General features: G+C 64.6%; 30 protein-coding genes, 1 tRNA gene and 1 pseudogene. 22 read left to right on the top strand and 10 right to left on the bottom strand.

Annotated elements, in window-relative coordinates:
• Nucleotides 1-112 precede the first annotated feature (112 nt).
• From IC762_RS22315 to IC762_RS22295, 5 genes and pseudogenes are all read left to right on the top strand, one after another.
• Nucleotides 113-1471, top strand: a complete 1359-nt coding sequence (locus tag IC762_RS22315; protein WP_195784374.1) for an MFS transporter — start codon at nt 113-115, stop codon at nt 1469-1471.
• Nucleotides 1472-1488: 17 nt separating this feature from the next.
• Entirely contained in the window at nt 1489-2733 is a 1245-nt protein-coding gene (locus IC762_RS22310) for a metal-dependent hydrolase family protein (RefSeq protein WP_195784373.1), read from the top strand.
• 25 nt (nt 2734-2758) lie between these two features.
• The gene (locus IC762_RS22305; RefSeq protein ID WP_195784372.1) at nt 2759-3172 is read left to right on the top strand and encodes a VOC family protein; all 414 of its coding nucleotides are present in this window, start codon (nt 2759-2761) and stop codon (nt 3170-3172) included.
• Nucleotides 3173-3269: 97 nt separating this feature from the next.
• Nucleotides 3270-4203 (top strand): annotated as a pseudogene (coaA, locus tag IC762_RS22300) (type I pantothenate kinase).
• A 53-nt stretch (nt 4204-4256) separates the two neighbouring features.
• Complete coding sequence (locus IC762_RS22295; RefSeq protein ID WP_195784371.1) at nt 4257-4556, top strand: hypothetical protein; 300 nt, start codon at nt 4257-4259, stop codon at nt 4554-4556.
• Nucleotides 4557-4637: 81 nt separating this feature from the next.
• Here IC762_RS22295 and IC762_RS22290 read toward each other — a convergent pair whose 3' ends face one another.
• From IC762_RS22290 to IC762_RS22275, 4 genes are all read right to left on the bottom strand, one after another.
• Nucleotides 4638-5033: an NUDIX hydrolase gene (locus IC762_RS22290; RefSeq protein WP_195790237.1), complete on the bottom strand. Its 396-nt coding sequence runs from the start codon at nt 5031-5033 to the stop codon at nt 4638-4640.
• A 310-nt stretch (nt 5034-5343) separates the two neighbouring features.
• A complete protein-coding gene (locus tag IC762_RS22285; protein WP_195784370.1) occupies nt 5344-5574 on the bottom strand; it encodes a DUF6894 family protein in 231 nt (76 codons plus the stop codon).
• 9 nt (nt 5575-5583) lie between these two features.
• Nucleotides 5584-6312, bottom strand: a complete 729-nt coding sequence (locus IC762_RS22280; RefSeq protein ID WP_195784369.1) for a Crp/Fnr family transcriptional regulator — start codon at nt 6310-6312, stop codon at nt 5584-5586.
• Nucleotides 6313-6479: 167 nt separating this feature from the next.
• Nucleotides 6480-6851: a cupin domain-containing protein gene (locus IC762_RS22275; RefSeq protein ID WP_195784368.1), complete on the bottom strand. Its 372-nt coding sequence runs from the start codon at nt 6849-6851 to the stop codon at nt 6480-6482.
• 157 nt (nt 6852-7008) lie between these two features.
• On the opposite strand from IC762_RS22275, the gene IC762_RS22270 reads away from it, so the two are divergent.
• Nucleotides 7009-7803, top strand: a complete 795-nt coding sequence (locus IC762_RS22270) for a lytic murein transglycosylase (protein WP_195784367.1) — start codon at nt 7009-7011, stop codon at nt 7801-7803.
• Nucleotides 7804-7827: 24 nt separating this feature from the next.
• Here IC762_RS22270 and IC762_RS22265 read toward each other — a convergent pair whose 3' ends face one another.
• A complete protein-coding gene (locus IC762_RS22265) occupies nt 7828-8214 on the bottom strand; it encodes a YciI family protein (protein ID WP_195784366.1) in 387 nt (128 codons plus the stop codon).
• A gap of 221 nt (nt 8215-8435) precedes the next feature.
• On the opposite strand from IC762_RS22265, the gene IC762_RS22260 reads away from it, so the two are divergent.
• The 6 genes from IC762_RS22260 to IC762_RS22235 all read left to right on the top strand — a co-directional run bounded on the left by IC762_RS22260 (nt 8436) and on the right by IC762_RS22235 (nt 11176).
• On the top strand, nt 8436-8603 hold the full coding sequence (locus IC762_RS22260) for a hypothetical protein (protein ID WP_195784365.1): 168 nt from the start codon (nt 8436-8438) through the stop codon (nt 8601-8603).
• Between the two features lie 356 nt (nt 8604-8959).
• Nucleotides 8960-9033 (top strand) — tRNA-Gly (locus IC762_RS22255).
• A gap of 101 nt (nt 9034-9134) precedes the next feature.
• A complete protein-coding gene (locus tag IC762_RS22250; protein ID WP_246801156.1) occupies nt 9135-9545 on the top strand; it encodes a DUF6314 family protein in 411 nt (136 codons plus the stop codon).
• Between the two features lie 88 nt (nt 9546-9633).
• Entirely contained in the window at nt 9634-10167 is a 534-nt protein-coding gene (locus IC762_RS22245) for a GNAT family N-acetyltransferase (RefSeq protein ID WP_195784363.1), read from the top strand.
• Nucleotides 10168-10220: 53 nt separating this feature from the next.
• Nucleotides 10221-10901 carry a glycerol-3-phosphate 1-O-acyltransferase PlsY gene (gene plsY, locus IC762_RS22240; RefSeq protein ID WP_195784362.1) on the top strand — a complete coding sequence of 227 codons (681 nt, stop codon included), beginning with the start codon at nt 10221-10223 and terminating at the stop codon, nt 10899-10901.
• 92 nt (nt 10902-10993) lie between these two features.
• The gene (locus IC762_RS22235) at nt 10994-11176 is read left to right on the top strand and encodes a hypothetical protein (protein WP_195784361.1); all 183 of its coding nucleotides are present in this window, start codon (nt 10994-10996) and stop codon (nt 11174-11176) included.
• Between the two features lie 13 nt (nt 11177-11189).
• Here the strand turns inward: IC762_RS22235 and IC762_RS22230 are convergent, their stop codons facing one another.
• Together IC762_RS22230 and IC762_RS22225 are read right to left on the bottom strand one after the other, a co-directional pair.
• A complete protein-coding gene (locus tag IC762_RS22230; RefSeq protein ID WP_195784360.1) occupies nt 11190-12125 on the bottom strand; it encodes a sugar kinase in 936 nt (311 codons plus the stop codon).
• Entirely contained in the window at nt 12109-13155 is a 1047-nt protein-coding gene (locus IC762_RS22225; protein WP_195784359.1) for an SPFH domain-containing protein, read from the bottom strand. The genes IC762_RS22230 and IC762_RS22225 overlap by 17 nt, the downstream gene beginning before the upstream one ends.
• Nucleotides 13156-13277: 122 nt before the next feature.
• Between IC762_RS22225 and IC762_RS22220 the strand changes: the two genes are divergently transcribed.
• A complete protein-coding gene (locus IC762_RS22220; protein ID WP_195784358.1) occupies nt 13278-13988 on the top strand; it encodes an NUDIX hydrolase in 711 nt (236 codons plus the stop codon).
• A gap of 56 nt (nt 13989-14044) precedes the next feature.
• Here IC762_RS22220 and IC762_RS22215 read toward each other — a convergent pair whose 3' ends face one another.
• On the bottom strand, nt 14045-15040 hold the full coding sequence (locus IC762_RS22215; protein ID WP_195784357.1) for a phosphotransferase: 996 nt from the start codon (nt 15038-15040) through the stop codon (nt 14045-14047).
• Between IC762_RS22215 and IC762_RS35330 the strand changes: the two genes are divergently transcribed.
• The 4 genes from IC762_RS35330 (at nt 15024) to IC762_RS22195 (ending at nt 18919) form a co-directional block, all read left to right on the top strand.
• Nucleotides 15024-15776, top strand: coding sequence for a copper chaperone PCu(A)C (locus IC762_RS35330; RefSeq protein WP_246801154.1), 753 nt, complete (start codon nt 15024-15026; stop codon nt 15774-15776). The genes IC762_RS22215 and IC762_RS35330 overlap by 17 nt on opposite strands.
• A 124-nt stretch (nt 15777-15900) precedes the next feature.
• The gene (locus IC762_RS22205; RefSeq protein ID WP_246801153.1) at nt 15901-17673 is read left to right on the top strand and encodes a PQQ-dependent dehydrogenase, methanol/ethanol family; all 1773 of its coding nucleotides are present in this window, start codon (nt 15901-15903) and stop codon (nt 17671-17673) included.
• A gap of 116 nt (nt 17674-17789) precedes the next feature.
• Nucleotides 17790-18296, top strand: coding sequence for a c-type cytochrome (locus tag IC762_RS22200; RefSeq protein WP_246801680.1), 507 nt, complete (start codon nt 17790-17792; stop codon nt 18294-18296).
• Nucleotides 18293-18919 carry a hypothetical protein gene (locus IC762_RS22195; RefSeq protein WP_195784355.1) on the top strand — a complete coding sequence of 209 codons (627 nt, stop codon included), beginning with the start codon at nt 18293-18295 and terminating at the stop codon, nt 18917-18919. The genes IC762_RS22200 and IC762_RS22195 overlap by 4 nt, the downstream gene beginning before the upstream one ends.
• Nucleotides 18920-18928: 9 nt before the next feature.
• On the opposite strand, the gene IC762_RS22190 is transcribed toward IC762_RS22195, so the two are convergent.
• Nucleotides 18929-19366 (bottom strand): hypothetical protein, encoded by a 438-nt coding sequence (locus tag IC762_RS22190; RefSeq protein ID WP_195784354.1) that lies wholly within the window; start codon nt 19364-19366, stop codon nt 18929-18931.
• 367 nt (nt 19367-19733) lie between these two features.
• On the opposite strand from IC762_RS22190, the gene IC762_RS22185 reads away from it, so the two are divergent.
• From IC762_RS22185 to IC762_RS22175, 3 genes are all read left to right on the top strand, one after another.
• Nucleotides 19734-20831: an acyltransferase family protein gene (locus IC762_RS22185; protein ID WP_195784353.1), complete on the top strand. Its 1098-nt coding sequence runs from the start codon at nt 19734-19736 to the stop codon at nt 20829-20831.
• Nucleotides 20832-20993: 162 nt separating this feature from the next.
• A complete protein-coding gene (locus IC762_RS22180) occupies nt 20994-22220 on the top strand; it encodes a CaiB/BaiF CoA transferase family protein (protein WP_195784352.1) in 1227 nt (408 codons plus the stop codon).
• Between the two features lie 256 nt (nt 22221-22476).
• A complete protein-coding gene (locus IC762_RS22175; protein WP_195784351.1) occupies nt 22477-22872 on the top strand; it encodes a RidA family protein in 396 nt (131 codons plus the stop codon).
• A 14-nt stretch (nt 22873-22886) separates the two neighbouring features.
• Here the strand turns inward: IC762_RS22175 and IC762_RS22170 are convergent, their stop codons facing one another.
• Nucleotides 22887-23582 carry a TetR/AcrR family transcriptional regulator gene (locus IC762_RS22170; RefSeq protein WP_195784350.1) on the bottom strand — a complete coding sequence of 232 codons (696 nt, stop codon included), beginning with the start codon at nt 23580-23582 and terminating at the stop codon, nt 22887-22889.
• A 207-nt stretch (nt 23583-23789) separates the two neighbouring features.
• Here IC762_RS22170 and IC762_RS22165 point away from each other — a divergent pair, with 207 nt between their 5' ends.
• Entirely contained in the window at nt 23790-25022 is a 1233-nt protein-coding gene (locus IC762_RS22165) for an acyl-CoA dehydrogenase family protein (protein ID WP_195784349.1), read from the top strand.
• Between the two features lie 133 nt (nt 25023-25155).
• Nucleotides 25156-26214 carry a phosphotransferase family protein gene (locus IC762_RS22160; protein WP_195784348.1) on the top strand — a complete coding sequence of 353 codons (1059 nt, stop codon included), beginning with the start codon at nt 25156-25158 and terminating at the stop codon, nt 26212-26214.
• Nucleotides 26215-26238: the final 24 nt, after the last annotated feature.

Here is a 26238-nt window from a genome sequence, read left to right as displayed (position 1 = left end):
ATTCACCGTGGTGATATAGGGGATCACAATTATAAATTATTGGGATAATTGACGTTTGTCTATCATCCCCGGGATCACGGCGCGCCGGGCCGTGGCACCGGGGGAGACTTTCATGTCGATGATATCGGCGCGGATCGAGCGGCTGCCGTTCTCGCGTTTCCATGTGCACCTGCTGCTGATGGGCGGGCTGGGTTATCTGTTCGACGCGATGGATGCGGCCGTGATGGCCTTCATCCTGCCGGTGCTGCGCACCACCTGGAGCCTCTCGGCGGTCGAGACCGGCGTGCTCGGCAGCAGCACCTTCGTCGGCTTCCTGTTCGGCGCGCTGCTCGCCGGCACGCTGGGCGACTTGATCGGCCGCCGCGCGGTGATGATGTCGGCGCTGGCGCTGTATTGCGCGGCATCGCTGGCCAGCGCGGCGGTGGATAACTGGCCGTCCTTCTTCGCGGCGCGCGTGGTCGCCGGCATGGGCACCGGCGCGGAGAGCGCGATCATCGCGCCGTATCTCGCGGAGTTCGTGGCACGGCGCTACCGCGGCGCGTTCACCGGCGCGCTCGCCGGCTTCTTCTCGTTCGGCTTCGTGGCTGCGGCGTTGCTCGGCTATTTCATCGTGCCGGCCTACGAGAACGGCTGGCGCATCGTGCTTGTGATCACGGCAGTTCCTGTCGTCATGCTGCTGTGGTGGCGCCGCTCGCTGCCGGAATCTCCGCGCTGGCTGGAAAGCCGGGGCAGGGTGAAGGAGGCCGAAGCGGTGCTCGACCGGATCGAGGCCGGCTTCGCGCGCGAGGGCCGCGTGCTGCCGATGCCGGTCGTCGAGGCGACTGCGCCGCAGGCGCCCGCAGGAACACTGCTGAGCAATCTCGCCGCGCTGTTGGCCGGCCGGCAGGCGCGCATCACCACCATGACCTGGATCATGTGGCTGTCGATCACGTTCAGCTACTACTCCTTCTTTGTCTGGATCCCCGGCCTCTTGGTGCAGAACGGCATGAGCATCACCAAGAGCTTTGGCTATTCGCTGACGATGTATTGCGCGCAGGTGCCCGGCTATTTCAGCGCCGCCTGGTTCAACGAGCGGATCGGCCGCCAGGCCACCATCGCCTCCTATATGCTGCTCGGCGGCGTCAGCGCGCTCGGGCTCGCCGTTGCGTCGAGCGACGGCGAGATCATGGCCGCCGGCATTCTGCTGTCGTTCTTCATGAACGGCACCTACGCAGGCGTCTATGCCTACACGGCCGAGGTGTTTCCGACGCCGATTCGGACCACGGGGGCGGGGCTGGCGTCGGCGATCGGCCGCATCGGCGCGATCGTGTCGCCGATCCTGGTCGGCTACCTCTATCCCAAATTCGGCTTCACCGGCGTTTTTGGCGTCACCACGAGCGTGCTGCTGATCGGCGCGCTCACCGTCGTGCTGATGGGCGTGCCGACCCGCGGACGTTCGCTCGAGGAAATTGCAGCGAGCGAAGCCGCGTGACCTGACTGGAGATCATCATGACATCTATCCTCTTTCAAAATGCCGCGCTGCTCGATCCGCTGCGGCCCGATCTGCTCGAAGGGCATCACGTGCTGGTCGAGGATCGCCTGATCAGGGAAGTCTCCGACCGGCCGATACAGGCCTCCGCGGATCGCACCATCGATCTGAGAGGCAAGACCCTGATGCCCGGCCTGATCGACCTGCATGTCCATGCCGTTGCCGTCGAGCTCGATCTGTCGGCGCAGGCCCGGATGGCGAACGTGCTGGTGACCTTGCGCTCGACCATGCTGTTGCGCGGCATGCTGAAGCGGGGCTTCACCACGGTGCGCGATGCCGGCGGCGCAGGCTATGCGCTGAAGCAGGCGATCGACACCGGGCTGACCGACGGTCCGCGGCTGTTCGTGTCCGGCCGCGCGCTGAGCCAGACCGGCGGCCACGGCGACGGACGGGCGCGCTCCGACTATCTGAGCGATCCGACATGCTCCTGCTGCGTGCGGGTCGGCGCGCTGTCGCGTGTGGTCGACGGCGTCGATGCCGTGCGCAAGGCGGTGCGCGAGGAACTGCAGATGGGCGCCGATCAGATCAAGATCATGGCCTCCGGCGGCGTCGCCTCGCCGACCGACCCGATCGGCGCCTATGGCTACTCCGAAGACGAGATCCGCGCCATCGTCGCTGAGGCGCGGGCGCGCCAGACTTATGTGCTCGCCCACGCCTACACCGCCGAGGCGATCGAGCGCGCGGTGCGCTGCGGCGTGCGCACCATCGAGCACGGCAATCTGGTCGATCTGCCGACCGCGCGGCTGATGGCCGAGCAGGGCGCCTATGCCGTGCCGACGCTCGTCACCTACGAGGCGCTCGCGACCGAAGGCGCCAAATACGGCCTCCCGGCCGCGAGTGTCGCCAAGGTCGCCGATGTCCGCGACGCCGGGCTGCGCTCGCTGTCGATCTTGCGCGAGGCCGGCGTGAAAATGGGTTTTGGCACCGATTTGCTCGGCCCGTCGCAGCGCTTGCAGAGCGAGGAGTTCAGAATCCGCGCCGAGGTGCTCGGCCCGCAGGCGGTGATCGCGAGCGCAACGATTGTCGGCGCCGAGGTGCTGCGCATGGAAGGCAAGCTCGGCCGCATCGCAGCCGACGCCGTTGCCGATATTCTGGTGGTCGAAGGCAACCCGCTGCGCGACGTGAGCTGCCTGCTCGGTCAGGGCGAGCACATCCCGCTGGTGATGAAGGCCGGCAAGGCCGAGATCGACCGGCTGGGCACGTGACGCAAGCGGCGGGGCAGAGGCAATCATGCAGCGGCTGTTTCTCACCGCCCTTCTGGTCAGGGACTATGACGAAGCCATCGACTATTTCGTGCGTGTGCTCGATTTCGAGGTGCGCATCGATCAGCGCCTGAGCGATCTGAAGCGCTGGGTCGTGCTGGCGCCGGCGGGAGGCGGCCAGGGCTGCATCCTGCTCGCCCGAGCCGACACCGATCGTCAGCGCCACCAGATCGGCGATCAATCCGGCGGGCGCGTCTTCCTGTTCATCGACACCGACGACCTCGCGCGCGACTATGCCAAATATGCCGCGCGCGGGGTGAGCTTCGTCCGGCCGCCGCAACAGGAGGACTACGGAATGGTGGCCGTGTTTGAAGACCTCTACGGCAATCGATGGGATCTGATCCAGCACACGGGCTATTTCGGGATCCAGCCCGGCTCGTAAGGCCGCCGTTCCCCCTGAGCGAGACGGAGAGTAGGCATTGACGCATCCGGATTCGTCTCGGCACATTGATGGAGATCCATCAGGCCGCCGAGAACGGATGCGCATGACAGAGCCCGACGAGCTATCCGCCTACACGAGCTTCGGCCGCGGCGATTGGGCGGCATTGCGCGCCAGCACGTCGCCGACGCTCTCGGACGCCGATCTGGCGGCGCTTCGCGGCTTGAACGAGCCGATCAATTCGGCTGAAGTTGCCGAGGTCTTCCTGCCGCTCGCCCGCCTCCTCAACCTGCATTTCACGGCGGCGCGCAATTTGATGCAGGTCAAGGCAGAATTCCTCGGCCGGCCGGCGCGCCGGTCGCCCTACATCGTCGCGCTGGCAGGCAGTGTCGGCGTCGAAGAGCACGCTTGCCCGGGTGCTCTGTGCGCTGCTGGCCCGCTCTGCCGATCATCCCCGGGTCGAGCTGGTGACGACCGACGGCTTCCTGCACGCCAACGGCGTGCTGGAGGAACGCGGGCTGATGCGGCGCAAGGGCTTTCCGGAGAGCTATGATCTGCCGCGGATGCTGCGCTTCCTCGCGGCGGCCAAGACGGCGGAAGGCGACCTCGAACTGCCGGTTTACTCGCATCTGATCGGCGACATCGTGCCGTCCGCGCAGCAGGTGATCCGGCCACCCGATATCCTGGTGTTCGAGGGCCTCAACGTGCTGCAGGCGCGCGGCACCGCGCCCGCGGTGGTCTCGGACTTCTTCGACTTCTCGATCTACCTCGATGCCGACGAGGCCGACATCCAGTCCTGGTATGTCGAGCGCTTCCTCAAACTGCAGCCGACCGCCTTCCGCAATCCCGCTTCATACTTCCACCACTACAGGGACCTTCCACCCAAGGACGCGCGCGAGGTTGCCGACAGGTTGTGGCGCGAGCATCATCGCGCCAATCTGCGCGAAAATATCCTGCCGACGCGGACCCGCGCCGACGTCGTGCTGCGCAAGCGGTCCGATCATTCGATTGGCGAAGTCTGGCTACGGGATTGACTTATTGTTCATGTTTTGTTCTTATGGTCGCCCGACCATCAGAGGAGACCGCCATGGACAACCGCATCAGTCAAATTCGCAGACAGATCAGGGCGCTGAGAGTCAGCATGACGGAGGCCGAAGCGATCATGCGCGAGCAGATCAGGCGAGCCGAGGACTGCGCCTTCGTCGCCGGCGACCTCCTGAAGATGCGCCTGGTCATGAGCCGGCTGGTGGCAGAGCGGGCGGTGCTCGGCGACTACGAGCCGATCGTTGTGAGCGGCAGCGTCATGCCGCGCCGCTCGCCTGCGCCAAAGCCGTTCGTTCTCGCGGCGAAACGGCCGGCGGTCGTTGGCGAGCAACGTGTGCGGTGAGGCGGCCTTTGTGGCTGCTACAATCTCGGTGTCGTCCCGAAGGCCGGGACGACAGTTGAGATTGAGTGGCCAACAGGACCATTATCTCCGGCGCCGCTGCTTCCTCGGAAACAGGCGGTCGCGGATGTAGCGCGAGGTCGGCGTCAGGCGAATGCCGCGCGGCTTCTGCCAAGCGGCGCGGTCGATCTCCTTCTTGTCGCCGATCGCGAGCCGGCCCCTGGCGCTCTTGGCGATGAAGATCGCGTCGCTCATCTTGCGTCCGGAGCGCTTGTTGCGCGCCGTCACTTCCTTCCAGAGGCTGATCCTGCCGAGCTTGAGTTTCGGTAACTCTTCCCCGATCTCTCGCCGCAGGCAGTCCTTGTCCGACTCGCGTCCGCGCCTCCGGCCGCCCGGAAACATCCACAAACCGTCTGAACGGCGCCGAACCAGAAGTACCCTGCCGCGTTTCGCGGCCACAAGCTTGGAGGATTTCGTCATTTCTGCAGTAGATTTAAATGGAATCGACTGCAGTTTAACCTGTCTAGTTTGATAGACAAGTTCAGTGACGCGCGGTTCCCCATTGTTCACTGGGTTGCGAGCCCCGCGAGATTCCGGTGTTGCGCATCTCGCGGACCTCTTACCGGGCGCGAATAGGCGCGAGCGTCGGCTCAGACAGCCGAGCAATCGACGATCGGCGATATCAAACCTGGAGCGTTTTCGAGCGACGTGGAAACCGGTTCGCGTGAAGAAAACGCGTCAATACAGAAACCTAGAGCCCCGTTCCGATTCCATCGGAACGGGAAAGGCTCTAGTCCTTCCAACTCACCCTTGCGTTGAGTTCCACCGTCAGCACGGCCGCCCGTTCATCGCGCACCAGGACTTTCACCGTCGCGTCGCCGTGGCCGGCGCTGTCCTTGGCCACGTCGCATGCCGTATGCCAGGCCTTGACCTCGGCCCGCCGCCCGTCGGGCAGGTCGAGGCCGTCCTCGTCGCGCAAGACGTTGCCGCCTTCATGCAGGTCGAAGAAAAACTTCACCACGCGGCCCTCCTAGGATGTTTGACTGAGATGAAGGTAATGCGGCTCGAATTGGCCGCGTTCCTCCAGCTTCTTCTGATCGAGCAGATGGAACGCCGAGCGATCGACTTCGATCAAGCCTTCGCCGCGCAATTCCTGGAGCACGCGATTGACGTGTACGGTCGAAAGCGCGAGGCAGTCGGCAAGCTCCGCCTGGGTGATCGGCAGGCGGAACGTGCCATTGGCGGTCCGGCCGATCGCCTCGAGCCGGCGGCGCAATTCCGAGAGCAGATGCGCCATCCGCTGCACGCCGCTGCGCCGTCCGACATTGACGATCCATTCCCGGAACATCGCGGCGTCGATCAATGTTTCCCGCCACATGGCCGCTGCGACATCGGGACGCGCCTTGGTCAACTGCTTCAGCGCCTGATGTGGGATGAAGCCCAACGTGCAGGATGTCAGTGTGACGAGGTCGTGGTCCATCACGCCGAGATAGAGGCTTTGCAGGTCGGGAATGTCGCCGGGAATATGCAGCGACAGGATCTGCCGCTGTCCTTCCGATGTCGTCTTGGATCGAAACATGAAGCCGTCGGCGACCAGGCAGCATTGCGTTGGGCGGGAACCGTCATGTACGACGATTTCGCGTGGTCCGACGTCGCGTCGCTCGATCGGCAGTCGCTTGATCGTTTCGATGTCGTCGCCGTCGAGCTTGTTGGACACGGTGATTTTGGTCAGCAGCGCATTCGACAGAGTTCCAGCCATATGCTGCTTCCTCTCGTGCGAGGCAGGAAGGCTGAGCAGATCAGGCACCTTCGAAACGCTCTCAGCCGCCGGCACCCAGGGGTTCATTCCCGGCAATTGCCGATGACAACGGGCCGGGTGCGACCGGCGTTCCCTGAAATGCACGCACGAAAGCCGGGAAAAAGGGATCACAATGCCTTTGTATAGGAACGTCCGGGCTCGAGCGCGTAGATGGTCAGGAAGCGGAGCGGGCGATCGGGATCACAATTGCGAAACAGGGTGTGCGGAAGATCCGCGCGATCCTGCAAGGTGTCGCCGGCGCGATATTGCCGCGGCGCCTCGCTGCCGTAGGCGGATTCGGCTGTGCCCTCGACGATGTAGATCACGCCACCGACCGGATGGCTGTGCAGCGGCGCCACGCCGCCGGGCGGATAGGTCACCTCTGCCACGACAAGCTCGCGATCGTCGCCAGGCAATGCGAGGCGTTGCAGGGTTTTGCGCGTGACGCCGGCAAAGGCGGATTGCGGGGCAGGAGCCTGATCGTCGTGGTGTTTGGTCATGTGCCAGTTTCTCTCTCGATGTCGTCCCGGTTTTCGCCGGGACTACGGCAAGATGATAGCCAACCCGGCCTCGCCGACATATCGTCGTTGCTCGTTCATCGCCGGGTCATCTGCATCCGGCCATCGTCGGCGCCACAATACGCGGAGGAGGTTTCGGATGACCAGGGGCAGGCTGATTGCGACGGCACTTGCGGGCGCCGCGCTCGTTGCGACGCTCGCGGCACAGGCCGATGCCGCGCAGTGCGGCAACGGTCCGGGCGGCTTCGAGAACTGGAAGCGGGAGTTTTCCGCGGAGGCGGGCGCCAAGGGCGTCGGCCAGGCCGCGCTCGGCGCGCTGATGCAGACCAACTACGCCAGCGCGACCATTGCCGCCGACCGCAGCCAGCACAGTTTTAGCCTGTCGCTCGACGCCTTCATGGCCAAGCGCGGGGCAGCGACCATCGTCTCGCGCGGGCGTTCGCTGAAGCATTCGCAAGCCGCGATGTTCGCCTCGATCCAGCAGCGCTACGGCGTGCCGCCGGGACCGCTGATCGCGATCTGGGGCATGGAGACCGGCTTCGGCAGCCAGCGCGGCAACCAGAACATGCTGTCGTCGATCGCGACCCTGGCCTATGACTGCCGCCGGCCGGAATTCTTCACCGACCAGCTCTATGCCGCGTTGAAGCTGATCGACCGCGGCTCGCTGTCGCCGAGCCAGCGCGGCTCGATGCATGGCGAGGTCGGTCAGACCCAGTTCATGCCGAAGAACATTCTGGCCTATGGTACCGGCAATCTCGACGTGTCGGCCAATGCGCTGAGCTCGACCGCGAACTTCCTGCGCGCCCATGGCTGGCGCGCCGGCGCCGGCTATCAGCCGGGCGAAGCGAACTTCGCGGCGATCGAGGCGTGGAATGCCGCGCAGGTCTATCAGAAGGCGATCGCGATCATGGGACGGCAAATCGACGGGGAATGAGGCGCCGCGGTCCGGCGCCGCTTTTCAATCCCAGCATTTGTCGTTGGTCTCCGCGACGGGCGTTCCGGGGATATAGACCCTGATCGGGCGGATCTCGTAGACCGCCGTCGGGTTGACGTTGCGCAGATCGCGCGCGGCCGCGATTGCGGCGTCCTCGTCGGCACAGTCGATCAAATAGAGGCCGAGCAGCTGCTCCTTGGTCTCGGCGAACGGGCCGTCGATCACCGTGCCCTGGCCGCGGCCGCGCAGGGTGCGGGCCTTGGCGGTATCACCGAGCCGCACCGCGGGTCCGAGCCGGCCCTTCAGCTTGTCATGGACGCCGCGCAGGCCGGTCATGACGGAGGCGTCTTCCTCCGCGGTCCACGACTTGACCTCGGCTTCGACATGGTAGGCCAGGATGGCATAAAGCATCGATCACTCTCCTTGTTGATGCGGCTCGCCCAAGGACGTTTCAGCCCTCGCCCCGCCGACATCCGAATTGGACGAACTTTACGTCGCGTGACGAGATCACGCGAAACGGTCCGGAAACCCGATATCGGCCGACGGCCTTGAACGGGGCGACGAGGCGGCACGACCCATCCGCAGAGCACAAAGCGCCGCATCGAGCCTGCTTCAAAGCTTTGGAGAGCGTCATGCCGGAAAAGCCGGCCCGAATCATCTGTGACGCCGAACGGATGCCGACCGCGCAGGCCGGCAACCGTCCCGCCGGCGGCGCGCGGAGGCAGCCCGGCTGGCTCGTGCGATGGCTCAGCTTCTTCGGTCTTCGGCCGCGGATCGCGGATATCGCCGCCAACAGGTAGGCCGCGCAGCAAAAAGGCGCGGCGGAGGTGCTCTCCGCCGCGCCCCAACTTTTTGTCTCGCTGGTCCAGGGCTGAGAGCGCCCCGATGCCAGGCCGATCACTCAAGGCCTAGCGGGCGATCCCAGCGAGGTGACAGCGCTTGAGACAAGACACTGGATCACCTCCTTTCTTTGTTGATGGGACACTTAACATAGGCGTCGAATCCGCCGCTGTTAAGGCCCCCCGAGCGGGTCCGACTGGGCAGGGAATGCGATAAATTGCACGAACCAGACGCATCGGTGGCCAAAACCGGCGTCCGCGGCACGAGTTGGTAAGAGTTGAGGCTGCCGCCCGGCCGTGTTAGGTGAGCGAGCGATGCGGGTGTAGCTCAATGGTAGAGCAGCAGCCTTCCAAGCTGAATACGAGGGTTCGATTCCCTTCACCCGCTCCATTGTCCGGCCGGTAGAGCGCGTTGTCGATTGCCTCGCGCGGGCGCTTCGGACCTGAGCCATGAACCAAACCACAGCCGATCATTGGGGTGATGCTTCGCAGGTGGCGAAGCGGCTCGCCGGCGCTTGGTCGTTCGACCGCGTCATCGAAGGCCAGGGCACGATGCAGGGACGCGCGAGCTTCACGCCGTTGGCCGGGGGAAGCCTGGCCTATCGCGAACAGGGCACGCTCAGGCTCTCGAACGGCACCGAGCTGGAGGCCGCGCGCGAGTACGTTTTCCGCGAGAGTGAGGGCGGCTTCGACGTGCTCTTCAAAGAGGATCCGCCCCGGCTGTTTCACGCGATTTCGCTGCACGGGGCGGGCGAGCTTGCCGGAGAGGCGAGCCATCTGTGCAATCTGGATACCTATCGGTCGAGCTACCGCTTTTTGCCGGACGGGACATTCATCATCCGCCATGTCGTGTCGGGTCCGCGCAAGGACTACACGATGACGACGGCCTATTCGCGCAGTTGAGCGGGACTTCGTAGCCATCGGCTGGACGTGACGTCGCGGGCGGCGCGCGGTATGCGTTGTGCCGCCGCTTCGGCGCTGGAGCACACGCATGACTGAAGTCCAGATCGAGATCAGGCGCCTGACATCAGCGGATGTCGCGCTGTTCCGCGACATCCGGCTCGAGGCACTGCGCTCGAGCCCCGAGGCGTTCGCCAGCGCGTTCGAGACCGAAAAGCTCCTGCCCGTCGGCTGGTTCGCCGAGCGGCTCGAACGCGCGACGGTGCTGGGAGCGTTCGACGGGCGCGAGCTTGTTGGAATCCTCGGCCTCTCGGTGGATGACGGACCGAAGAAGCGCCACAAGGGCTTGCTGGTCAGCATGTATGTGCGATCAGCGGCGCGTCGCGCGCGGGTTGGCCGTCGGCTCATCGACGCCGCGCTGGAGCTTGCGGCGCAGTCCGTCGAGCTGGTCCAGTTGGGCGTGACGAAGGGCAACGACGCGGCCTTGCGGCTCTACCAGAGCGCAGGCTTCATCGAGTACGGGCTGGAGCGCCATGCCCTGAAGATCGACGGCCGCTATTACGACGAGATCCTGATGGCGAAGCAGCTGACGTCGGATGGGAACAGCCGCGTTGACGCGACATAGTATCAGTGCGGGCCTATGCGAGGAACGAAACAACAGCGTCGAGGTGACCCCCCGTGATGTTCTGGATCGCGAGTGCGGCGGGATTGGCGATCGCCTATCTCTTCGGTGCGACGCCGACGGGCTATCTGGCGGGGAAGCTGCTTCGGGGCATCGACATCAGGGAGCATGGCTCCAGATCGACCGGCGCGACGAATGTGTTGCGGACCCTGGGCAAATGGCCGGCGCTGGTGGTTCTGCTGGTTGATGTGCTGAAAGGCGCCGCGGCGATCGCTTTTGCCCGCGGGTTCTATCCCTGGCTCGCGACACGGATCACGCCACCCACGACGCTCGATCTGCAAACCCTGGGGCCCTGGGCCGTCGGCCTGGCCGGACTTGCCGTCTTGCTCGGGCATGGCCGCTCGATCTGGCTGAATTTTACCGGCGGCAAATCCGCCGCGACGGGGCTCGGCGTACTCTTGGCGTTGTCCTGGCCGGTGGCTCTGGGCGCAGCAGCCATTTTTGGCGTGACGCTGGCAATCTTCCGGATCGTCTCCTTGAGCTCGATGCTCGCGGCGCTGACCGCGATCGTCTTCATCTGCATCATGGACCAGCCGTTGCCCTATCGATTGCTGGTGATCGCAGGCGGCCTCTACGTGATCATGCGCCACCGCGCCAATATTCAGCGGCTGCTGTCCGGGGCGGAGCCGCGCCTGCGGCAAAGCAGCCCGGAATCGAACACAGCATCGAAAATCTAGCGCTGCGCGGCGAAACGAATCTTCGATCGGCTGTTGCGGATGCGCCGCCGAAACGCCAAGTTCCCTGATGTGTTTGATCCCGGACGCGTCCCATGACGGAATGGTATTTTGTTTGGCTCGATGGCCCGCGCGGGCCCGAGCCGCAGAAATGGTCATCGGACGGGCTGTGGGGACAGCTCGGACGACAGGACATCATTGTCCGTTTTCCGCTGAACGAGCGTGAAGCCGAATTGCCGCTCGACCAATTGGCCAGGTTGCATCCAGTCCCTCGCTGAGTGGACGGAGGTGTCACACCACGAGCCGCCCCTCGCGCTCCGCGACCGCGATCTGCGCTTCCGTCCCGGAATTGAAGTCGAGCCGGTCGGCCTCGATGCCGTCGCTGAAGATGACGCCGTTCTCGGGCATCAGCGAGCGCACGCTGAGGCGCTCCGTGCGATCGATGCTGCCGCAGACCAGGTTGACCTCCGAGGTGCGGCTCGGGAACGGCTCGCGCACCGCAAAGCGCAGCGCGCCGTCGTCCCACGCCTGCGGCAGGTAGGGCGGGGCGCTGCCGCCGCTGCCAAAGGCGCCTGCGATCGCCAGCGAGCCGGTGACGATGCTCTTGAACCAGGCGGTCGAGCCGAGCCCGGTCGCGACGATCAGGCCGCTGGAGGATTGCCGCTCCTTCTGCTCGGCAAGCGTGAGCTCGTAGATTGCCGAGGTGTGACTGCGCGCGCCGATGAAGAGTTCGTTGACGGCGTAGAGCACCTGACCGTTGGCAAGCTCAGCCTTGGCCATCGTCACCGCCTTGTGGCCGCGCCTGTCCGCGGCGACCTCGCCGAGCAGGGCAGGGAGATCGCGCGGCACGAACGGCAGCAGGATGCCGTCGTAGCGCCTGGCGTCAGGGTTGAGCCCGATCAGCGGATGGCCGTCGAGATATTTCATCGTGTTGGCGACCACGCCGTCCTGGCCGAGCGCCACCACGATGTCGGAGGGGCCGAAGATGAAGTTCGGCAAGAAGCTCCGGTCGATGATCTGGTAGCGGCCCCATTGCTCGAGCGCCTGCACGGTCGTGTGGCGCTCGGCCTGATAGACATCGTGCTCGCGCTGGTAGTCGGAGAAGTCGGCGCCGAGATGCTCGACATAGAAGCGCGCCTGCGCCGCCGTCAGGTATTTTGCGATCAGCTCCTCGAGCCGCGTCTTGCGGGTGACGAGGACGACCTTGCGGTCATTGGCGGCGGACACGGGCAGCCTCCGCGGCGGCGGGCTTTTCCATCAGCGCGTTGAGCAGTTCCGGCGAGACGTTGAGCTGGCCGATCTTTTCGGCTTTCTCGGCGATGCCGCTGAACGCCTGCGCGATCAATTGGCCGGGCTGCATGCCGGCGGCGGCCAGTGCCTGGATCACGCGGGTATCGACGCCCTCGAAGATCTTCATCAGCGCGCCGACCCGATAGGCCTCGGCATCGGCCAGCGTGCGGGTGTTCTCGGCATTGAGGCCGACGAAATCCTTGCGCTTGCCCTCCAGGGTGATGTCGGCGATCATGCCGGCCTCGCGCAGCTCGGCCTTTTTGGCCGCGACGCTGGCTTCGGCATCCATCTGGGTCTCGCGGATCGAGCGCTTCTTCTGCTCGACCGCGATCTCGGTGTCGAGCTCGCTCTCGCGGATGGCGCGTTCCTGCTCCACCGCAAAGTTGCGGCGCGCGAAGATCGCCTCGTCGGCACTCTTCAAAATGGCTTCACGCGCTTCCGCTTCCAGCGCCTTGGCGGTGTCGGGCGCGGGCTTCACGCCGCGGATCGAGACGCCGAGGATTTCCAGGCCGAGGGCGGCGATGTCGGCGCGGCCGCGCAAGCCGGTTTCGATCAGCGCGGCGATGCGGTCGGAGGCCTGCAGCGCCTCCTTCAAGGTCAATTCCTTCACCGCCTGCTGCGCCAGCACCTCGACGGTCGACAGGATCCGCTGCGGCAGCTTTTCCGGGTCGTCGGACTCGTAGGTCTTGCCGTCGGGCTTGAGGGTGAAGTTCAGCATCGCTGCCGCCTTCTGCGGCTCGCCGATCCGGTACGTGACATGGCCCTGAATCGTCAGCGCCTGAAAGTCGCGCGCGATCTGCTGGAAGATGAAGGCGGCGTCGCGGCTGGAGATGGGGACCGCGACCAGCGAGGTCGCCGGGCCATAATAGAAGGCGGATAGTCCGGCACCCTGCTGGGTCACCGCGCCGCGGCGGTATTTCATCAGATAGGTGGTCGGCTGGGCCTTGATGAAGCGGAACCCGAACATGGCGTTTACTCCTGAGTAAGTGTGTCTAGACAACTAAGTTAGTTGGACTGTACAACTAAGTATGCTATTGTCAAGCCGACCGGCGAAAAGGTTCACGACGCATGGCAGGGGAGCGGGAAAAGATGTCAATCAGGCCGGACCTCGATTTCCCGAGGCCGTTGACGACGGTCGACGTCGCCATCTTCGCGATCTTGAGAGACGCGCTCCAGGTCCTGCTGGTTCAACGCCCCCGCGCGGATCATGAGCCGTTTCCCGGCGGCTGGGCCTTGCCGGGCGGTTTTGTTGATGTCGACACCGATCGCGACCTCGAAGCCTGCGCGGTGCGCAAGCTGAAGGACAAGACCGGGATGGTCAGCCCCTATCTGGAGCAGCTCGGCAGCTGGGGCGGCGCCGACCGGGATCCGCGCGGCTGGTCCGCCACCCATGCGTACTTCGCGCTGCTTCCGGAGCACGCCGCCGGCCGCGCGCTCGCTGCGGATGCGCAATGGTTCGCGGTCGAGGGCGAGAAGGTCCGGCCGAAGCTTGCCTTCGACCACGCCGAGATCCTGCAGGCCGCGATCCAGCGCCTGCGCGCCAAGGTCGAATATACCTCGCTGCCGGCCTATCTGATGCCGGCGGAGTTCACCCTGCCGGAATTGCAGCGCACGTTCGAGGTCGTGCTCGGCCGCCCGCTGGAGAAGAGCGCCTTCCGCACCCGCATGCTGTCAGCCGACCTGATCGAGCCGATCGCGAAGATGCGCAAGGGGCCGAACCGCCCCGCGCAACTCTACCGGCTGAAGAAGGCCAAAGCCCCGGTGTTCTTCGCGCGGACGTTCAATCCGCCGGGAGCATGATCCGGAAGAGTGTGAAGCGGTTTGTCGAGGAGATCATGCTCAGAGACAAATAAGCTTCACACCGACAGATCGAACCCGGGCGCGAGAACATCTGTGAGGAAGGAGGCAAGCAGCATCTTGCCGCACACGTGATGAAACGCCGGCGTGCCGCTCTTCAGCCGACCGCTGTCGACGGCATGCTGGAATTCGGCAAGCGTCGGTGCCGCGGTCTCCGTGTCGGGCGCCGCGCGCGGTGTGATGGCCGATGCGCTGAGCAACACGCCGGCATAGAAGAGGCGGGCGAGGGCGCGGAGGAGCGCGAGTCGTCCGAGCAGCGCGTCATCGGGCGTGCGGCCGAGCCAGGCCCGCAGCAGGATCTCCTGCAGCTCCGGCGTCCGCGCGATGCCGCCGCTGACGATGGCGATGTCCGTCAGCGGATCGTTGCGATAGGCGGATTCCCAGTCGATCATCCAGAGCCGTTCGCCGTCGAACAGGATGTTGGCCGGAATCGAGTCGTTGTGGCAGGAGACCGAGTGCGCGTCGTCCCAAACATAGGCCGCACGGATGCGCTCGAGATGTTCGCTGTAGCGGTCGAGCACACCGGGCGCGAACAGGCCGGTGCGACAGACATGGGCCCAGAGCCGGCCCACGATATCGGGATAGCGCACGAAATAAGGAAAGGTCGGGGTCGCCTGCAGCCGCGCCAGCAATTCGCCGAGCGCCCGTGTCAGCGCCGGCAAGCCGCCAGGGAAGCTCGCCAGCGGCCGTCGCCGTACAAAATCCATCACCGCGATGCGCGACGTTTCGTTCACGTAATGGAGCCGCGGTGCGATGCCGGCCTCGGCGGCGATGCGCAGCGAGACATATTGATGCGGATTGCGCAGCGGGCTCGGCTCGCCCTCGATCCGCAACACATAGGAATGGCCGCCGGCATCGATTCGGAACAACCGTGCCGTCGTCGCGCCGCCCGAGACCGGCGTCACTGCATCGATCGGCGTCGCGCCCAGGACGTCGCGGAGCGCCGCCTGTGCTGCGTCATGCTCGGCCGGTGGAAGCGTGTCGAAATCGGTCATGTGCGAAAAGCTAGCACAGCTTTTCGGCGAACCGAGGTCCGATGCAACTATCCATGCCGACCTCATTGTCGTTTTGCATCATGCGGCGATGACGTTAAGCTTCCGCACGGAGCGTAGACCCACGCCTGCTGTCGCGCCGGCGTTTCGTCCATCATCCCGTGCTGCCTGGTATAGCCGATGCCAAGACCCGGCCCGCCGGGTTCCCGATCTTTCAATCATAGGAATCATGAGGAGGAACCCAACGCACATGGCGGGAGAACATTTGATGGAATTGGAGCAAACGTTGCGGTGCGTTGCAACATGCAAGAGATGGATCGCGCTGCCATTGTTCTGCCTGATCAGCGCGCTCGGAGTAGGGCGTAGTGCTGCCGCGAACGAATCCGTGCAAATCATCGACGCACACGTGCCGGCGGCCGACAAAGCGGGCGGGGACCTTCCGTTGACCATGACGATCAAGAACGAGGCTGACGGCGCCGATGCGCTGCTTCGTGTCCGTTGTCCGGTCGCCAACTTTTCCGAGCGTCACATCGTTGATCGCGGCGAGGGTGCGCCGGCGATGCGCTCGATCCCCAACATCCCGATTCCGGCCAAGGGCGTGCTCGAGCTGAAGCGCGACGGCTATCACGTCATGCTGCTGCAGCTGCGCCAGGCGCTCGCGCCCGGCGAGACGTTCAAATGTGCCATCGTGTTTCAGAAGGCAGGCACAATCGAGACGGAGGTGCAGGTCCAGAAGTGACCCAGACGTACCCGCGACGAACGGCGGATCGCGATCCGCTGAAGGACAAAAGGCTTCTCATGCGAACGTCCGCATATGGCGGCGGCTCGTCTCAACGAAGATGCTAGATCCGGAGGAAATAAAAATGACAAGGTTTCATTGGTCCAAACCAACCCTGCTGGCCGCTGTGGTAGCGGCAGCCGGCACCATCGGAGGCTCATTCGCCTTCGCCGACGACGTCAGTCAGGATCGTCTGCTCAATGCAGACAAGGAAACGGGCAACTGGCTGCACCACCACAAAGACTATTCCGCGAACCGCTTCTCGAGCCTGAGTGACATCAACAAGGACAATGTGAAGAACCTGAAGGTCGCCTGGACCATGGCGCTGGGCGGCGTCGAGGGCGGCGGCATCTGGGCGCATGGCGGCCTCGAAGGCACGCCGATCGTCGAGAACGGCTTCATGTACGTCACCGATGGCTGGGGCTCGGTCTACAAGATCGACGCCCATGGCGGCAAAGGCATGCTGCTCTGGAAGATGGATCCGAAGACCGACCACGACTGGGCCGGCGCGGTCGCCTGCTGCGGCGTCGATAACCGCGGCGTCGCGCTGTGGGGCAACCTCGTGATCTCGCACACGCTCGACGGCCGCCTGATCGCGACCAACAAGGACACCGGGCAGGTGGCCTGGCAGCGTCAGGTCGCCGACCCCGATAAGGGCGAGGTGATCACCGGCGCGCCGCTGATCGTCAAGGACATGGCGATCTCGGGCGTCGCCGGCGCCGAATACGGCATCCGCGGCTGGATCGCGGCGACCGATCTGAAGAGCCAGAAGGAAGTCTGGCGCACCCACACCATCCCCGGCAAGGACGAGCCCGGCGCCGACACCTGGAAGGACGACAAGAACGCCAAGGCGAGCGGCGGCGGCTCGACCTGGGTCACCGGCAGCTACGACCCCTCGACCAACACGATCGTCTGGGGCGTCGGTAATCCCGGTCCCGACTGGGACAACGAGTATCGCCCCGGCGACAACCTCTACACCGACTCGTCGCTCGGCCTCGATGCCGACACCGGCAAGATCAAATGGCACTATCAGCACACGCCGAACGACCCTTACGACTATGACAGCGTGGCGGAGAACGTGCTGGCCGACGTCCCCGGTCCGAACAACACGACGCTGAAGCTCGCGCTGGAAGCCGACCGCAACGGCTTTGCCTATGCGATCGATCGCACCACCGGCAAGTTCATCTGGGGCCTGCCGTTCGTGAAGAAGGTGACCTGGACCAAGGGGCTCGATCCCGAATCCGGCAAGCCGGTGGAGTATGATCCGAAGCAGGGCGTACAGAAGTATAACGCGTCGGTCACGCCGAGCCGGACCAACAAGGAAACTGACATCTGCCCGGGCAACATGGGCGGCAAGAACTGGCCGCCGACCGCGTATAATCCAACCTTGAAGCTCTGGTACATCCCGGTGATCGAGAGCTGCAACCATATCAAGGTCGAGGAGATGACGCCGGACAAGGTCAAGGCGCGCGAGTTCTTCACCGGCGGCGGACCGAGCCAGCCGGTCAAGATCACGGGCAGCGTGACCGCGATCGACGTTACCACCGGCAAGATCGCCGGCAAGGCCGAGACCGATTTCCCGAACCTCGGCGGCATCCTGGCGACGCCCGATCTGGTGTTCTCCGGACAGCCGTCCGGCGAGGTGATCGCCTATGACGCCAAGTCGCTGGCGAAGCTGTGGGAGTTCAACACCGGCGGCGGTGTCAACGCGCCGCCGATGACGTTCTCGGTCGACGGCAAGCAGTATGTCGCGATCCTGGTCGGCCTCGGCGGCGCCTGGGACAAGTGGTTCATCGACGCCACGCCCGAGCTGAAGCGAATGCAGCCGGGCTCGATGCTCTACGTGTTCGCGCTCTGACCATCGCTAGCGCGGGAGGCTTGGGTTCGCCCGGCCGGCCTCCCGCGTCCGTTTTCGCCGAAAGAAAGCAGAAAATGAAACAGGCAAGGCTGACTTGCGCATGGTTTGTTGCGCTGATGATGCTGGCGTGGAGCGGCGCCGTGTGCGCGCAGTCCGCATCCGCGAGCGATCCGACCGACGCAGGCAAGGCGGTGTTCAAGCGCGGTAACTGCATGGGCTGCCACAAGTGGCACGGCAATGGCGGTGGTGGTTACGGCGGCGACGCGCTGTCGCTGCGCAAGACCGAGCTGACCCGCGAGCAGATCATCGAAACCGTCACCTGCGGTCGGCCCGGCACCGGCATGCCGTTCTTCGTCCGCGGCTCTTACGACACCACGAAATGCTACGATATGACCCGCGAGGACGTCGGCAACCAAAAGCCGCCGGAGGCGAACGTCTTCCTGCGGCCGAACGAGATCGAGGCGGTGGCCGATTACGTGCTGGCCCACGTCAAGGGCAAGGGCGAGCCGAGCTATGACGAATGCATCGCCTTCTTCGGCGAAGGCTCGCGCGTCTGCAACATCTACAAGGAGGCCGGCCACGCCGCCGCGCCGTCCGATTCAAACGACAAGGCAAAACCATGAGCAAGCAGCGATCGGCAATCCGGGGCCTCGTGTTCGCGGCCACCGTCATGGCGGCGGTGCCGGCGATGGCGACGGCTGGAGATCTGCGCGACATCAATGTCGGGATGGCGATCACGGGCGTTCCCGACGCGGGATACATCAACCTGACCTGCGTCGGCGACAGGACGCACCGATTGGCGGAATGGTCGCAATGGTCGGCTTGCCCGGCCGGTCCGGACAAGCTCACCGGCATCCGCTTCGACTACGATCGCGCCACCGCGCGCGAAGGCACCATGGTGGCCGGCCATCCCGCGGTCCTGACCGTAATGATCGACCAGGACGCCAAGATCGCGTCGCTGACGATCGAGACCGATCCGAAGGCGCGGCTCTACATGAAGAAGAAGGCGTTCCTGCTCGGCTTGCAGGCCAAATCGCGCTACGGCGAGGATGGCTGGAGCTGCGCGGACGCGAAGCCGGCCGGCGACAAGCAGGAGGTCGGCGGCGTCTTTGTCGATGAGCGCTGCACCAAGACCACCGACGGCCGCGCCATCGAGATCGAACGCCATCTCTACCGCGAGCCGAACAAGGACCTGAAGGATTTCACCGACGAGACCAGGATTACGATCCGGCGCGCGGGGTCGTAAGACGTGTGCTCATGAACTTTCGCTTCCGCGGGCAAAGCGGACGTCGTGGGGCGCGGTCGTCATCGGCAGCCCTTGACCCGAGCCTGACGCCGGCGATCTGTCCCAGAAGTAGCACGGCTGGTCGTAGTGATGATGGCGGCTGCCGAGCATCTGGCAGGCCTCTTCCTTGAGCCAGGGGTTGCCTGCGAGCGCGGCGTAGATCATGACCCCGCCGATGATGAGCCAGACGCCCCCGCGCCAATCGAACGTGTCCGGCTGCGCCAAGAGGTTGTACGTGAGGCCACCGACGCAGAGCGATCCGAAGATCAGCAGCACCCAATCCATGACATGGAGATGGCGTGTATGGAGGTAGGCATCGATCGTCGCCCCGTGATGCCGGTAGGCGACCACGAAGAACCCGACAAGACATGCAGCCAGGAATGCCGCCAACCTCGCCGCTGTATTCATCTTCCCGGCTCCGGTATGATCGCGCTTCGCAGAGGAGTTTTCAACGGGGCTACACCAAGCGCACCGATTGCGCCCGTTTGCCGAACGGTCGCGACCTAACTCGCGCTGTGCTGTCGTTCAGAGCATCTGACTATGGCAGACAGAGATTGCCGAACGCGCAGCTCTGACGGTGCCATTTTATTCTGCCGCTTGACCGAAAATTAAGACTGTTCCACGCGGTTGCCGCGACCTTTCACAGGTGGACGCCATAGTTAACATCAGGCCACTTAAGGTTAAGGGCCGTTCCGCGTTGGCACGAAGTGGCAGCGCGGATAGCGTGTCGACGGCCAGGGTCAAACGAGACGCAAACTGGCGGGAGACGCGGTCCGTGCAGGCACAGGCTCCGGACCGTGCAGGTCCTTCCATCCTTCCATCGGTGCAATGGTTGCGCGGCATCGCGGCGATGATGGTCGTGATCCATCACCTCAATTTCCACACCGAATGGCTGCGCGAGAAGGCTGGCGTCGCGTCGTCGTATTTTGCGCAGATGCCGTGGTCGTTCGGGATCCACATCTTCTTCGTGATCTCGGGCTTCATCATGATCCTGACCACGAAGAACTTCGGCGCGCCGGGCGCGTGGAAATCGTTCCTGCTTCGGCGCTTTGTCCGGATCGTGCCGCTGTACTGGATCCTGACCACGGTGATGGTGGTGGGCGTGCTGATGGCGCCGCGCTCGCTCGAATTGCCCGCCGACAAATGGCACTACATCCTCAGCTGCTATCTGTTCATTCCGGTGCTGCGCGCCGCCGACGATCTGCGGCCGATCCTGGGGCAGGGCTGGACGCTCGACTACGAGATGTTTTTCTACGTGGCCTTTGCCTTTGCGATCCTGTGGCCGCGCCGGATCGGGGTTACGATCCTGACCATCGGCTTCCTTGCGCTCGCGATCCTCGGCCGCAACCTCGATATCTCCACGCCAAAACTATTCACCTGGACCGACGGCCTGATCCTTGAATTCATCCTCGGCGTCCATCTCGGCCTGATCTACCAGCGCGGCTTTCGCGTCGGGTGGCTGGGCGCGACAGGTCTGGTGCTCGGCGGCATCGCGCTCGGCTATCCCGAATTCAACTGGCCGGCAGTGTTCTCGGCAGGCCTGCCCGCGATGCTGATCGTCGGCGGCCTCGTGCTCGGGCCGCAACTCAAGGATATCGCCGCGACGCGCTGGCTGACGATCCTGGGCGATGCCTCCTACAGCATCTATCTCAGCCACACCATCGTGCTGCGCCCGTTCCGCGACGTCTGGGTGCGGCATATCGACGGCGCCTGGTCGCCGGTCGCGTTCTTCGTCTGCGGCATCGCCGTTGCCGTCGTGGTCGGCTGTGCGATCCACTACGCGATCGAACGGCCGCTGTTGCGTGTGATGAGCCGGCGGCTGCGGGCCCCGTCGCCCGCGCCGTCGCTGCCGGTTGCCGCGGCCGCCGGTTAGAGCGGTTCCGGCGCAATACCGCCGCCGCGCCGCACATCAGCCGCAAGCGGATGGCCTCATGCCGACAATGCAGTGCTCGCCACGCCAAAATGGTGTATCCGCAGTCCCGGCACGCGCGGGCAGCGGCCCGGCGCCACAATCAAGAATTCGGAGGAAGCTTTCATGTCGGCTCTGCCACTCTCGGGCATCAAGATTCTCGACCTGACGCGGGTGCTCGCGGGCCCGCTGTCGGCCCAGATGCTGGCGGATCTCGGCGCCGAGGTGATCAAGATCGAGCGCCCCGGCACCGGCGACGACGCCCGCGCCTTCGGTCCGCCCTATCTGACCGATCCCGACGGCAAGCAGAACAACAACAATTCGTTCTACCTCTGCGCCAATCGCAACAAGAAGTCGATCACCGTCAATGTCGCCAGGCCCGAGGGGCAGGCGATCATCCGCGAGCTCGCCAAGACCGCCGACGTGATGATGGAGAACTACAAGGTCGGCGACCTCAAGCGCTACGGCCTCGATTACGAAGCGATCAAGGCGATCAATCCCGGCATCATCTACTGCTCGGTGACCGGCTTCGGCCAGACTGGCCCCTATGCGCCGCGCGCCGGCTATGACGCGATCTTGCAGGCGATGGGCGGGCTGATGAGCGTCACCGGCCATCTCGACGGCGAGCCGGGCGCGGGGCCGATGAAGGTCGGCCCCTCGATCGTCGACTACATGACCGGCATGAACACCTCGATCGGTATTCTCTCGGCGCTCTATCATCGCGACGCCAATGGCGGGGAGGGGCAGCATATCGACGTCTGCCTGTTCGACACCGTGATCGCATCGCTGTCGCACTGGCTGCAGATCTATCTCGTCAACGGCAAGACGCCGCCGCGCCGCGGCACCTGGGGCAATGGCGGCATGCCGGCCGGCGTATTCCGCTGCACCGACGGCGAATTGATGCTGGTGGTCGGCAATGACGGCCAGTTCCAGCGCACCTGCGCGGTGCTCGGCGAGCCGGAGCTCGCGAGCGACAAGCGCTTCCTCAAGAACAACGACCGCGTCGTGCACGGCAAGGAGATCATGGCGATCTTCGCCGGCCTGTTCCTCAAGCAACCGGTCGCCTACTGGCTGGACAAGCTCGAGGAGGCCGGCGTGCCGTCGGGCCCGATCAACAATTTCGAGCAGGTGTTTTCCGATCCGCACGTGCAGTCGCGCGGCATGCGGGTCAAGGTCGATCATCCGTTCGAGCCCGACCTGTCGCTGATCCGCAACGCGCTGACCTTCTCCGGCACCCCGATCACCGACTACCGCGCCCCGCCGCTGCTCGGCGCTGACACCAAGGACGTGCTGGCGACCATCGGCTACGACGACGCCAAGGTCGAGGGACTGAAGGCGCAGGGCATCGTCTGACGCGACCTATTGAGGGGCGCATCACGCGCCCCTCCTCAGACCGTCATCCTGAGGTGCTCGCCTCTTCGGCGAGCCTCGAAGGATGCACGGCCCGGCTGGTGGCCGTCGATCCTTCGAGGCTCGCAAGGGCTCGCACCTCAGGATGACGGGGAGGGGCCGTCGCCTCGGGCCACAACACTTCGACCAATATCGAAACATGATTGACACGATGGTGCTAGTCTGGCGCCATCGATCCCTCTGTTCGAAGGTGTCAATCATGAAACGAGAAGTCGTCCGCGTCGAACCGATCTCGATCTGGCTGGAGCGCTGGAAGGCGCCGGCGTCCGCGGTCACCCGGGCCGGCAACATGGTCTTCGTCTCCGGCCTGCCGCCCTTCGATCCCCTAACCGGCGAGATCGCCGCCGGGGCCTCGATCGAGCGCCAGAGCGAACTGGTGATGGAGCAGCTCAAGACGTGCCTCGAGGCCGCCGGCGCCTCGTTCGACAACGTGATGAAGTGCAACATCTTCTGCACCTCGGCAAAGCACTTCGCCACCTTCAACACGATCTACCGCAAGTATTTCCCGGATGATCTGCCGGCGCGGATCTTCGTCTGCATCCCGGAATGGACCGGGCCGTTCGACATCGAGATCGACTGCATCGCGATGGTGTGAGGGCTGCGCGCGCCTCAAAGATCCTGCCGCGTCAGCCGTCCATGCACCGCCACCGGCCGTGCCGCCGGTGGCTTGCCGGCGGGGGCCTCGCCCATGGTCAGCGCCATCACCGTCACCGCCACCACGCGGTCGATGATCCCCTGGACGTCGTCGAGGTCGCATTTGCCCTCCGACAGACGCAGCAGCCGCTCCTTGTCGCGGATGGTGTGGTGGGCCATCGCGAGCGCGAAGTGCAGCCCCCAATAGAGCTCGGTATCGTTGCGACCAGGCATCGCGCGGCGCATCGCGGCGGCGAATTTGCGTAAGTGGTCGACCTCGCGGTTCTTGATGCGGCGGATCGGCGGCACCGATTCGATCGACGCCCGGATCATGAAGCGCGCGGCCGTGGAGCCCTCGCGGTCGGGGCCGAGGCAGCCGCGCAGGGTCGGGCCGACCAGGGCGCGCATGATATCCTCGATTCCAGCGCGGCCGCCGCCACGTTCCTCCGCCGCCTTCAGCTCATTGAGCCGCTCGCGGTTGGTCTGGATGCTGCGGGTGACGAACAGCTCCGCGATCAATTCGTCCTTGGAGCCGAAATGGTAGTTCACCGCGGCGAGGTTGACGTTGGCCTCGGCGACGATGTCGCGCAGCGTGACGTCGCCGAAGCCACGGTCGGCATAGAGCCGCTCGGCGGCGGCGAGGATGGCGGATCGGGTCTGATCGCTCGGCATGGGTTACCCCCGATGCTGCGGTTGCATTTCAAACATTTGTATGAAACTATCGTTTGAAGAGCCGGAAATGTCAATCCGCAAGAAAGCGGGTGACGTTCTGGCACACCACCGCCAACCGCGCCGTGAATGCCCTTGCGGGTCGTGGGGGCGGGGTGGACAGTGCGGCCCCAAAAGGCAAGACCAGGTCTAGGAAACGAGGAGCGTCCCATGGATTTCACGCTGTCGCCGAAGCAGAAGGAGTGGCTGGAGCGCGTTCAGGCCTTCATGAAAACGCACGTCCGTCCGGCGGTTCCGATCTACGACAAGCAGGACGCCGAAGGCTCGCGCTGGAAGGTGATCCCGATCCTCGAGGAACTGAAGAAGAAGGCGAAGGCCGAAGGCCTCTGGAACATGTTCATGCCGCCGTCCTCGCATGAGGACGATGAATTCCACGGCGCGGGATTGACCAATCTCGAATACGCGCTGCTTTCGGAGGAGATGGGCCACATCTCCTGGGCCTCCGAAGTATTCAACTGCTCGGCGCCCGATACCGGCAACATGGAAGTGTTCATCCGCTACGGCACCAAGGAGCAGAAGCGCAAATGGCTGCGCCCGCTGATGGACGGCGAGATCCGCTCCGCCTTCCTGATGACCGAGCCCGCGGTCGCCTCCTCCGACGCCACCAACATCGAGACCCGGATCGAAAAGGACGGCGATCACTACGTCATCAACGGCCGCAAATGGTGGTCGTCCGGCGTCGGCGATCCCCGCTGCAAGATCGCGATCCTGATGGGCAAGACCGACTTCAACGCCGCCAAGCACCAGCAGCAGTCGCAGATCCTGGTGCCGCTCGACACCCCCGGCATCAAAGTCGAGAAGATGCTGCCGGTGTTCGGCTTCGACGATGCGCCGCACGGCCACGCCCAGGTGCTGCTTGAGAACGTGCGGGTGCCGAAGGAGAACATCCTGCTCGGCGAAGGCCGCGGCTTCGAGATCGCACAGGGCCGGCTCGGTCCGGGCCGCATCCATCACTGCATGCGCACCATCGGCAAGGCCGAGGAGGCGCTGGAGAAAATGGTGAAGCGGCTGGCGTCGCGCACCGCGTTCGGCAAGAAGATCATCGAGCATTCGGTGTGGGAGCAGCGCATCGGCGAGGCCCGCACCGACATCGAGATGAACCGCCTGCTGTGCCTCAAGGCCGCCGACATGATGGACAAGGTCGGCAACAAGACCGCGCAGGCCGAGATCGCGATGATCAAGGTCGCAGCGCCCAACATGGCGCTGAAGATCATCGACCAGGCGATCCAGGCCTATGGCGGCGGCGGCGTCTCCGACGATGCCGGGCTCGCCAAGGACTACGCCCATATCCGCACGCTCCGTCTCGCGGACGGTCCGGACGAGGTGCACAATCGCGCCATTGCCAGGCTCGAGCTTCGGAAGTATGCAAACACGTCGCACTGAGCATGATGCGGAACGCATGGCGTTCGCGCGCACATCGTGCTCACAATGAAAAGCGCAATCAGGCCGGTCGGCCGGCCTGATTGAGGAAGCGCCGCAACGGCGCTTTCGAAGCAATGGTTGAGGGAGCGTCAGCGTGGCGGACGGCGTCAGGAAAGACGAGGAATTTTCCGGCACAAGGGAAGTCGAGGAGCGCCATCGCGTCAACGAGGCCAGTCTCGACGCCTGGATGCGGGAACATGTCGAGGGTTATCAGGGCCCGCTGAAGGTCCTGCAGTTCAAGGGCGGCCAGTCGAATCCGACCTACAAGATCGAAACCCCCGGCCGCAACTACGTGATGCGCCGCCGGCCATTCGGTAAATTGTTGCCGTCGGCCCACGCCGTGGATCGCGAGTTCCGCGTGATCGCCGCCCTCGGCAAGCAGAACTTCCCGGTCGCCAAAGCCTATGCGCTGTGCACCGACGATGCGGTGCTCGGCTCGGCATTCTACGTCATGTCGATGGAAGAGGGGCGGGTGTTCTGGGATCCGGCACTCCCGAGCCAGGAGCCGGACGCGCGCCGGAAGATCTTCACCAGCAAGATCGAGACGCTGGCGAAATTGCACATCCTCGATCCCGAGAAGATCGGCCTCGGCGACTTCGGCAAGCCCGGCAATTATTTCGCGCGCCAGGTCGATCGCTGGACCAAGCAGTACCGGGCGTCCGAGACACAGCACATTCCCGAGTTCGAGAAGCTTGCCGAGTGGCTGCCGCGGACCGTGCCGGAACAGAAGCGCGTGTCGGTCGTGCACGGCGACTACCGCCTCGACAACATGATCTTCCACCCGACCGAGCCGCGCGTGCAGGCGGTGCTGGACTGGGAATTGTCGACGCTCGGCGATCCCATGGCCGACTTCACCTATCTGTTGATGCAGTGGACCATGCCGGGTCTCGCCGACGCCGACCTCAAGGCGCTGAACATCCCGAGCCAGGCCGAGGCCGCGCAGATCTACTGTGATGTCACCGGCACCGAGGTGCCCGACCTCAACTGGTACTTCTCGTATAATCTGTTTCGCCTCGCCGGCATCACCCAGGGTATCGCCGGCCGGATTCGCGACGGCACCGCCGCCAACGCCAAGGCCATCGAGTCGGCCAAGCGCACCGTGCCGCTCTCGCAGGCGTCATGGGCGTACGCGCAGAAGGCCGGCGCGGTGTAACGCTCGGCGATGCTTTCGGTCGAG

This window comes from Bradyrhizobium genosp. L (assembly GCF_015624485.1).
Taxonomy (GTDB): Bacteria; Pseudomonadota; Alphaproteobacteria; order Rhizobiales; family Xanthobacteraceae; genus Bradyrhizobium.
This window is presented reverse-complemented; position numbering and strand designations above follow the sequence as displayed.

What these genes read in the sequence shown, in the direction of transcription:
- IC762_RS22310 (WP_195784373.1), top strand. Translation starts at nt 1,489, where the DNA reads ATGACATCTATCCTCTTTCAAAATGCCGCGCTGCTCGATCCGCTGCGG.
- IC762_RS22175 (WP_195784351.1), top strand. Translation starts at nt 22,477, where the DNA reads ATGAAACGAGAAGTCGTCCGCGTCGAACCGATCTCGATCTGGCTGGAG.
- IC762_RS22170 (WP_195784350.1), bottom strand. Translation starts at nt 23,582, where the DNA reads ATGCCGAGCGATCAGACCCGATCCGCCATCCTCGCCGCCGCCGAGCGG.
- IC762_RS22235 (WP_195784361.1), top strand. Translation starts at nt 10,994, where the DNA reads ATGACGGAATGGTATTTTGTTTGGCTCGATGGCCCGCGCGGGCCCGAG.
- IC762_RS22245 (WP_195784363.1), top strand. Translation starts at nt 9,634, where the DNA reads ATGACTGAAGTCCAGATCGAGATCAGGCGCCTGACATCAGCGGATGTC.
- IC762_RS22215 (WP_195784357.1), bottom strand. Translation starts at nt 15,040, where the DNA reads ATGACCGATTTCGACACGCTTCCACCGGCCGAGCATGACGCAGCACAG.
- IC762_RS22280 (WP_195784369.1), bottom strand. Translation starts at nt 6,312, where the DNA reads ATGGCTGGAACTCTGTCGAATGCGCTGCTGACCAAAATCACCGTGTCC.
- IC762_RS22195 (WP_195784355.1), top strand. Translation starts at nt 18,293, where the DNA reads ATGAGCAAGCAGCGATCGGCAATCCGGGGCCTCGTGTTCGCGGCCACC.
- IC762_RS22275 (WP_195784368.1), bottom strand. Translation starts at nt 6,851, where the DNA reads ATGACCAAACACCACGACGATCAGGCTCCTGCCCCGCAATCCGCCTTT.
- IC762_RS22270 (WP_195784367.1), top strand. Translation starts at nt 7,009, where the DNA reads ATGACCAGGGGCAGGCTGATTGCGACGGCACTTGCGGGCGCCGCGCTC.
- IC762_RS22290 (WP_195790237.1), bottom strand. Translation starts at nt 5,033, where the DNA reads ATGACGAAATCCTCCAAGCTTGTGGCCGCGAAACGCGGCAGGGTACTT.
- IC762_RS22180 (WP_195784352.1), top strand. Translation starts at nt 20,994, where the DNA reads ATGTCGGCTCTGCCACTCTCGGGCATCAAGATTCTCGACCTGACGCGG.
- IC762_RS22260 (WP_195784365.1), top strand. Translation starts at nt 8,436, where the DNA reads ATGCCGGAAAAGCCGGCCCGAATCATCTGTGACGCCGAACGGATGCCG.
- IC762_RS22190 (WP_195784354.1), bottom strand. Translation starts at nt 19,366, where the DNA reads ATGAATACAGCGGCGAGGTTGGCGGCATTCCTGGCTGCATGTCTTGTC.
- IC762_RS22220 (WP_195784358.1), top strand. Translation starts at nt 13,278, where the DNA reads ATGTCAATCAGGCCGGACCTCGATTTCCCGAGGCCGTTGACGACGGTC.
- IC762_RS22200 (WP_246801680.1), top strand. Translation starts at nt 17,790, where the DNA reads ATGATGCTGGCGTGGAGCGGCGCCGTGTGCGCGCAGTCCGCATCCGCG.
- IC762_RS22295 (WP_195784371.1), top strand. Translation starts at nt 4,257, where the DNA reads ATGGACAACCGCATCAGTCAAATTCGCAGACAGATCAGGGCGCTGAGA.
- IC762_RS22315 (WP_195784374.1), top strand. Translation starts at nt 113, where the DNA reads ATGTCGATGATATCGGCGCGGATCGAGCGGCTGCCGTTCTCGCGTTTC.
- IC762_RS22305 (WP_195784372.1), top strand. Translation starts at nt 2,759, where the DNA reads ATGCAGCGGCTGTTTCTCACCGCCCTTCTGGTCAGGGACTATGACGAA.
- IC762_RS22205 (WP_246801153.1), top strand. Translation starts at nt 15,901, where the DNA reads ATGACAAGGTTTCATTGGTCCAAACCAACCCTGCTGGCCGCTGTGGTA.
- IC762_RS22265 (WP_195784366.1), bottom strand. Translation starts at nt 8,214, where the DNA reads ATGCTTTATGCCATCCTGGCCTACCATGTCGAAGCCGAGGTCAAGTCG.
- IC762_RS22225 (WP_195784359.1), bottom strand. Translation starts at nt 13,155, where the DNA reads ATGTTCGGGTTCCGCTTCATCAAGGCCCAGCCGACCACCTATCTGATG.
- IC762_RS22165 (WP_195784349.1), top strand. Translation starts at nt 23,790, where the DNA reads ATGGATTTCACGCTGTCGCCGAAGCAGAAGGAGTGGCTGGAGCGCGTT.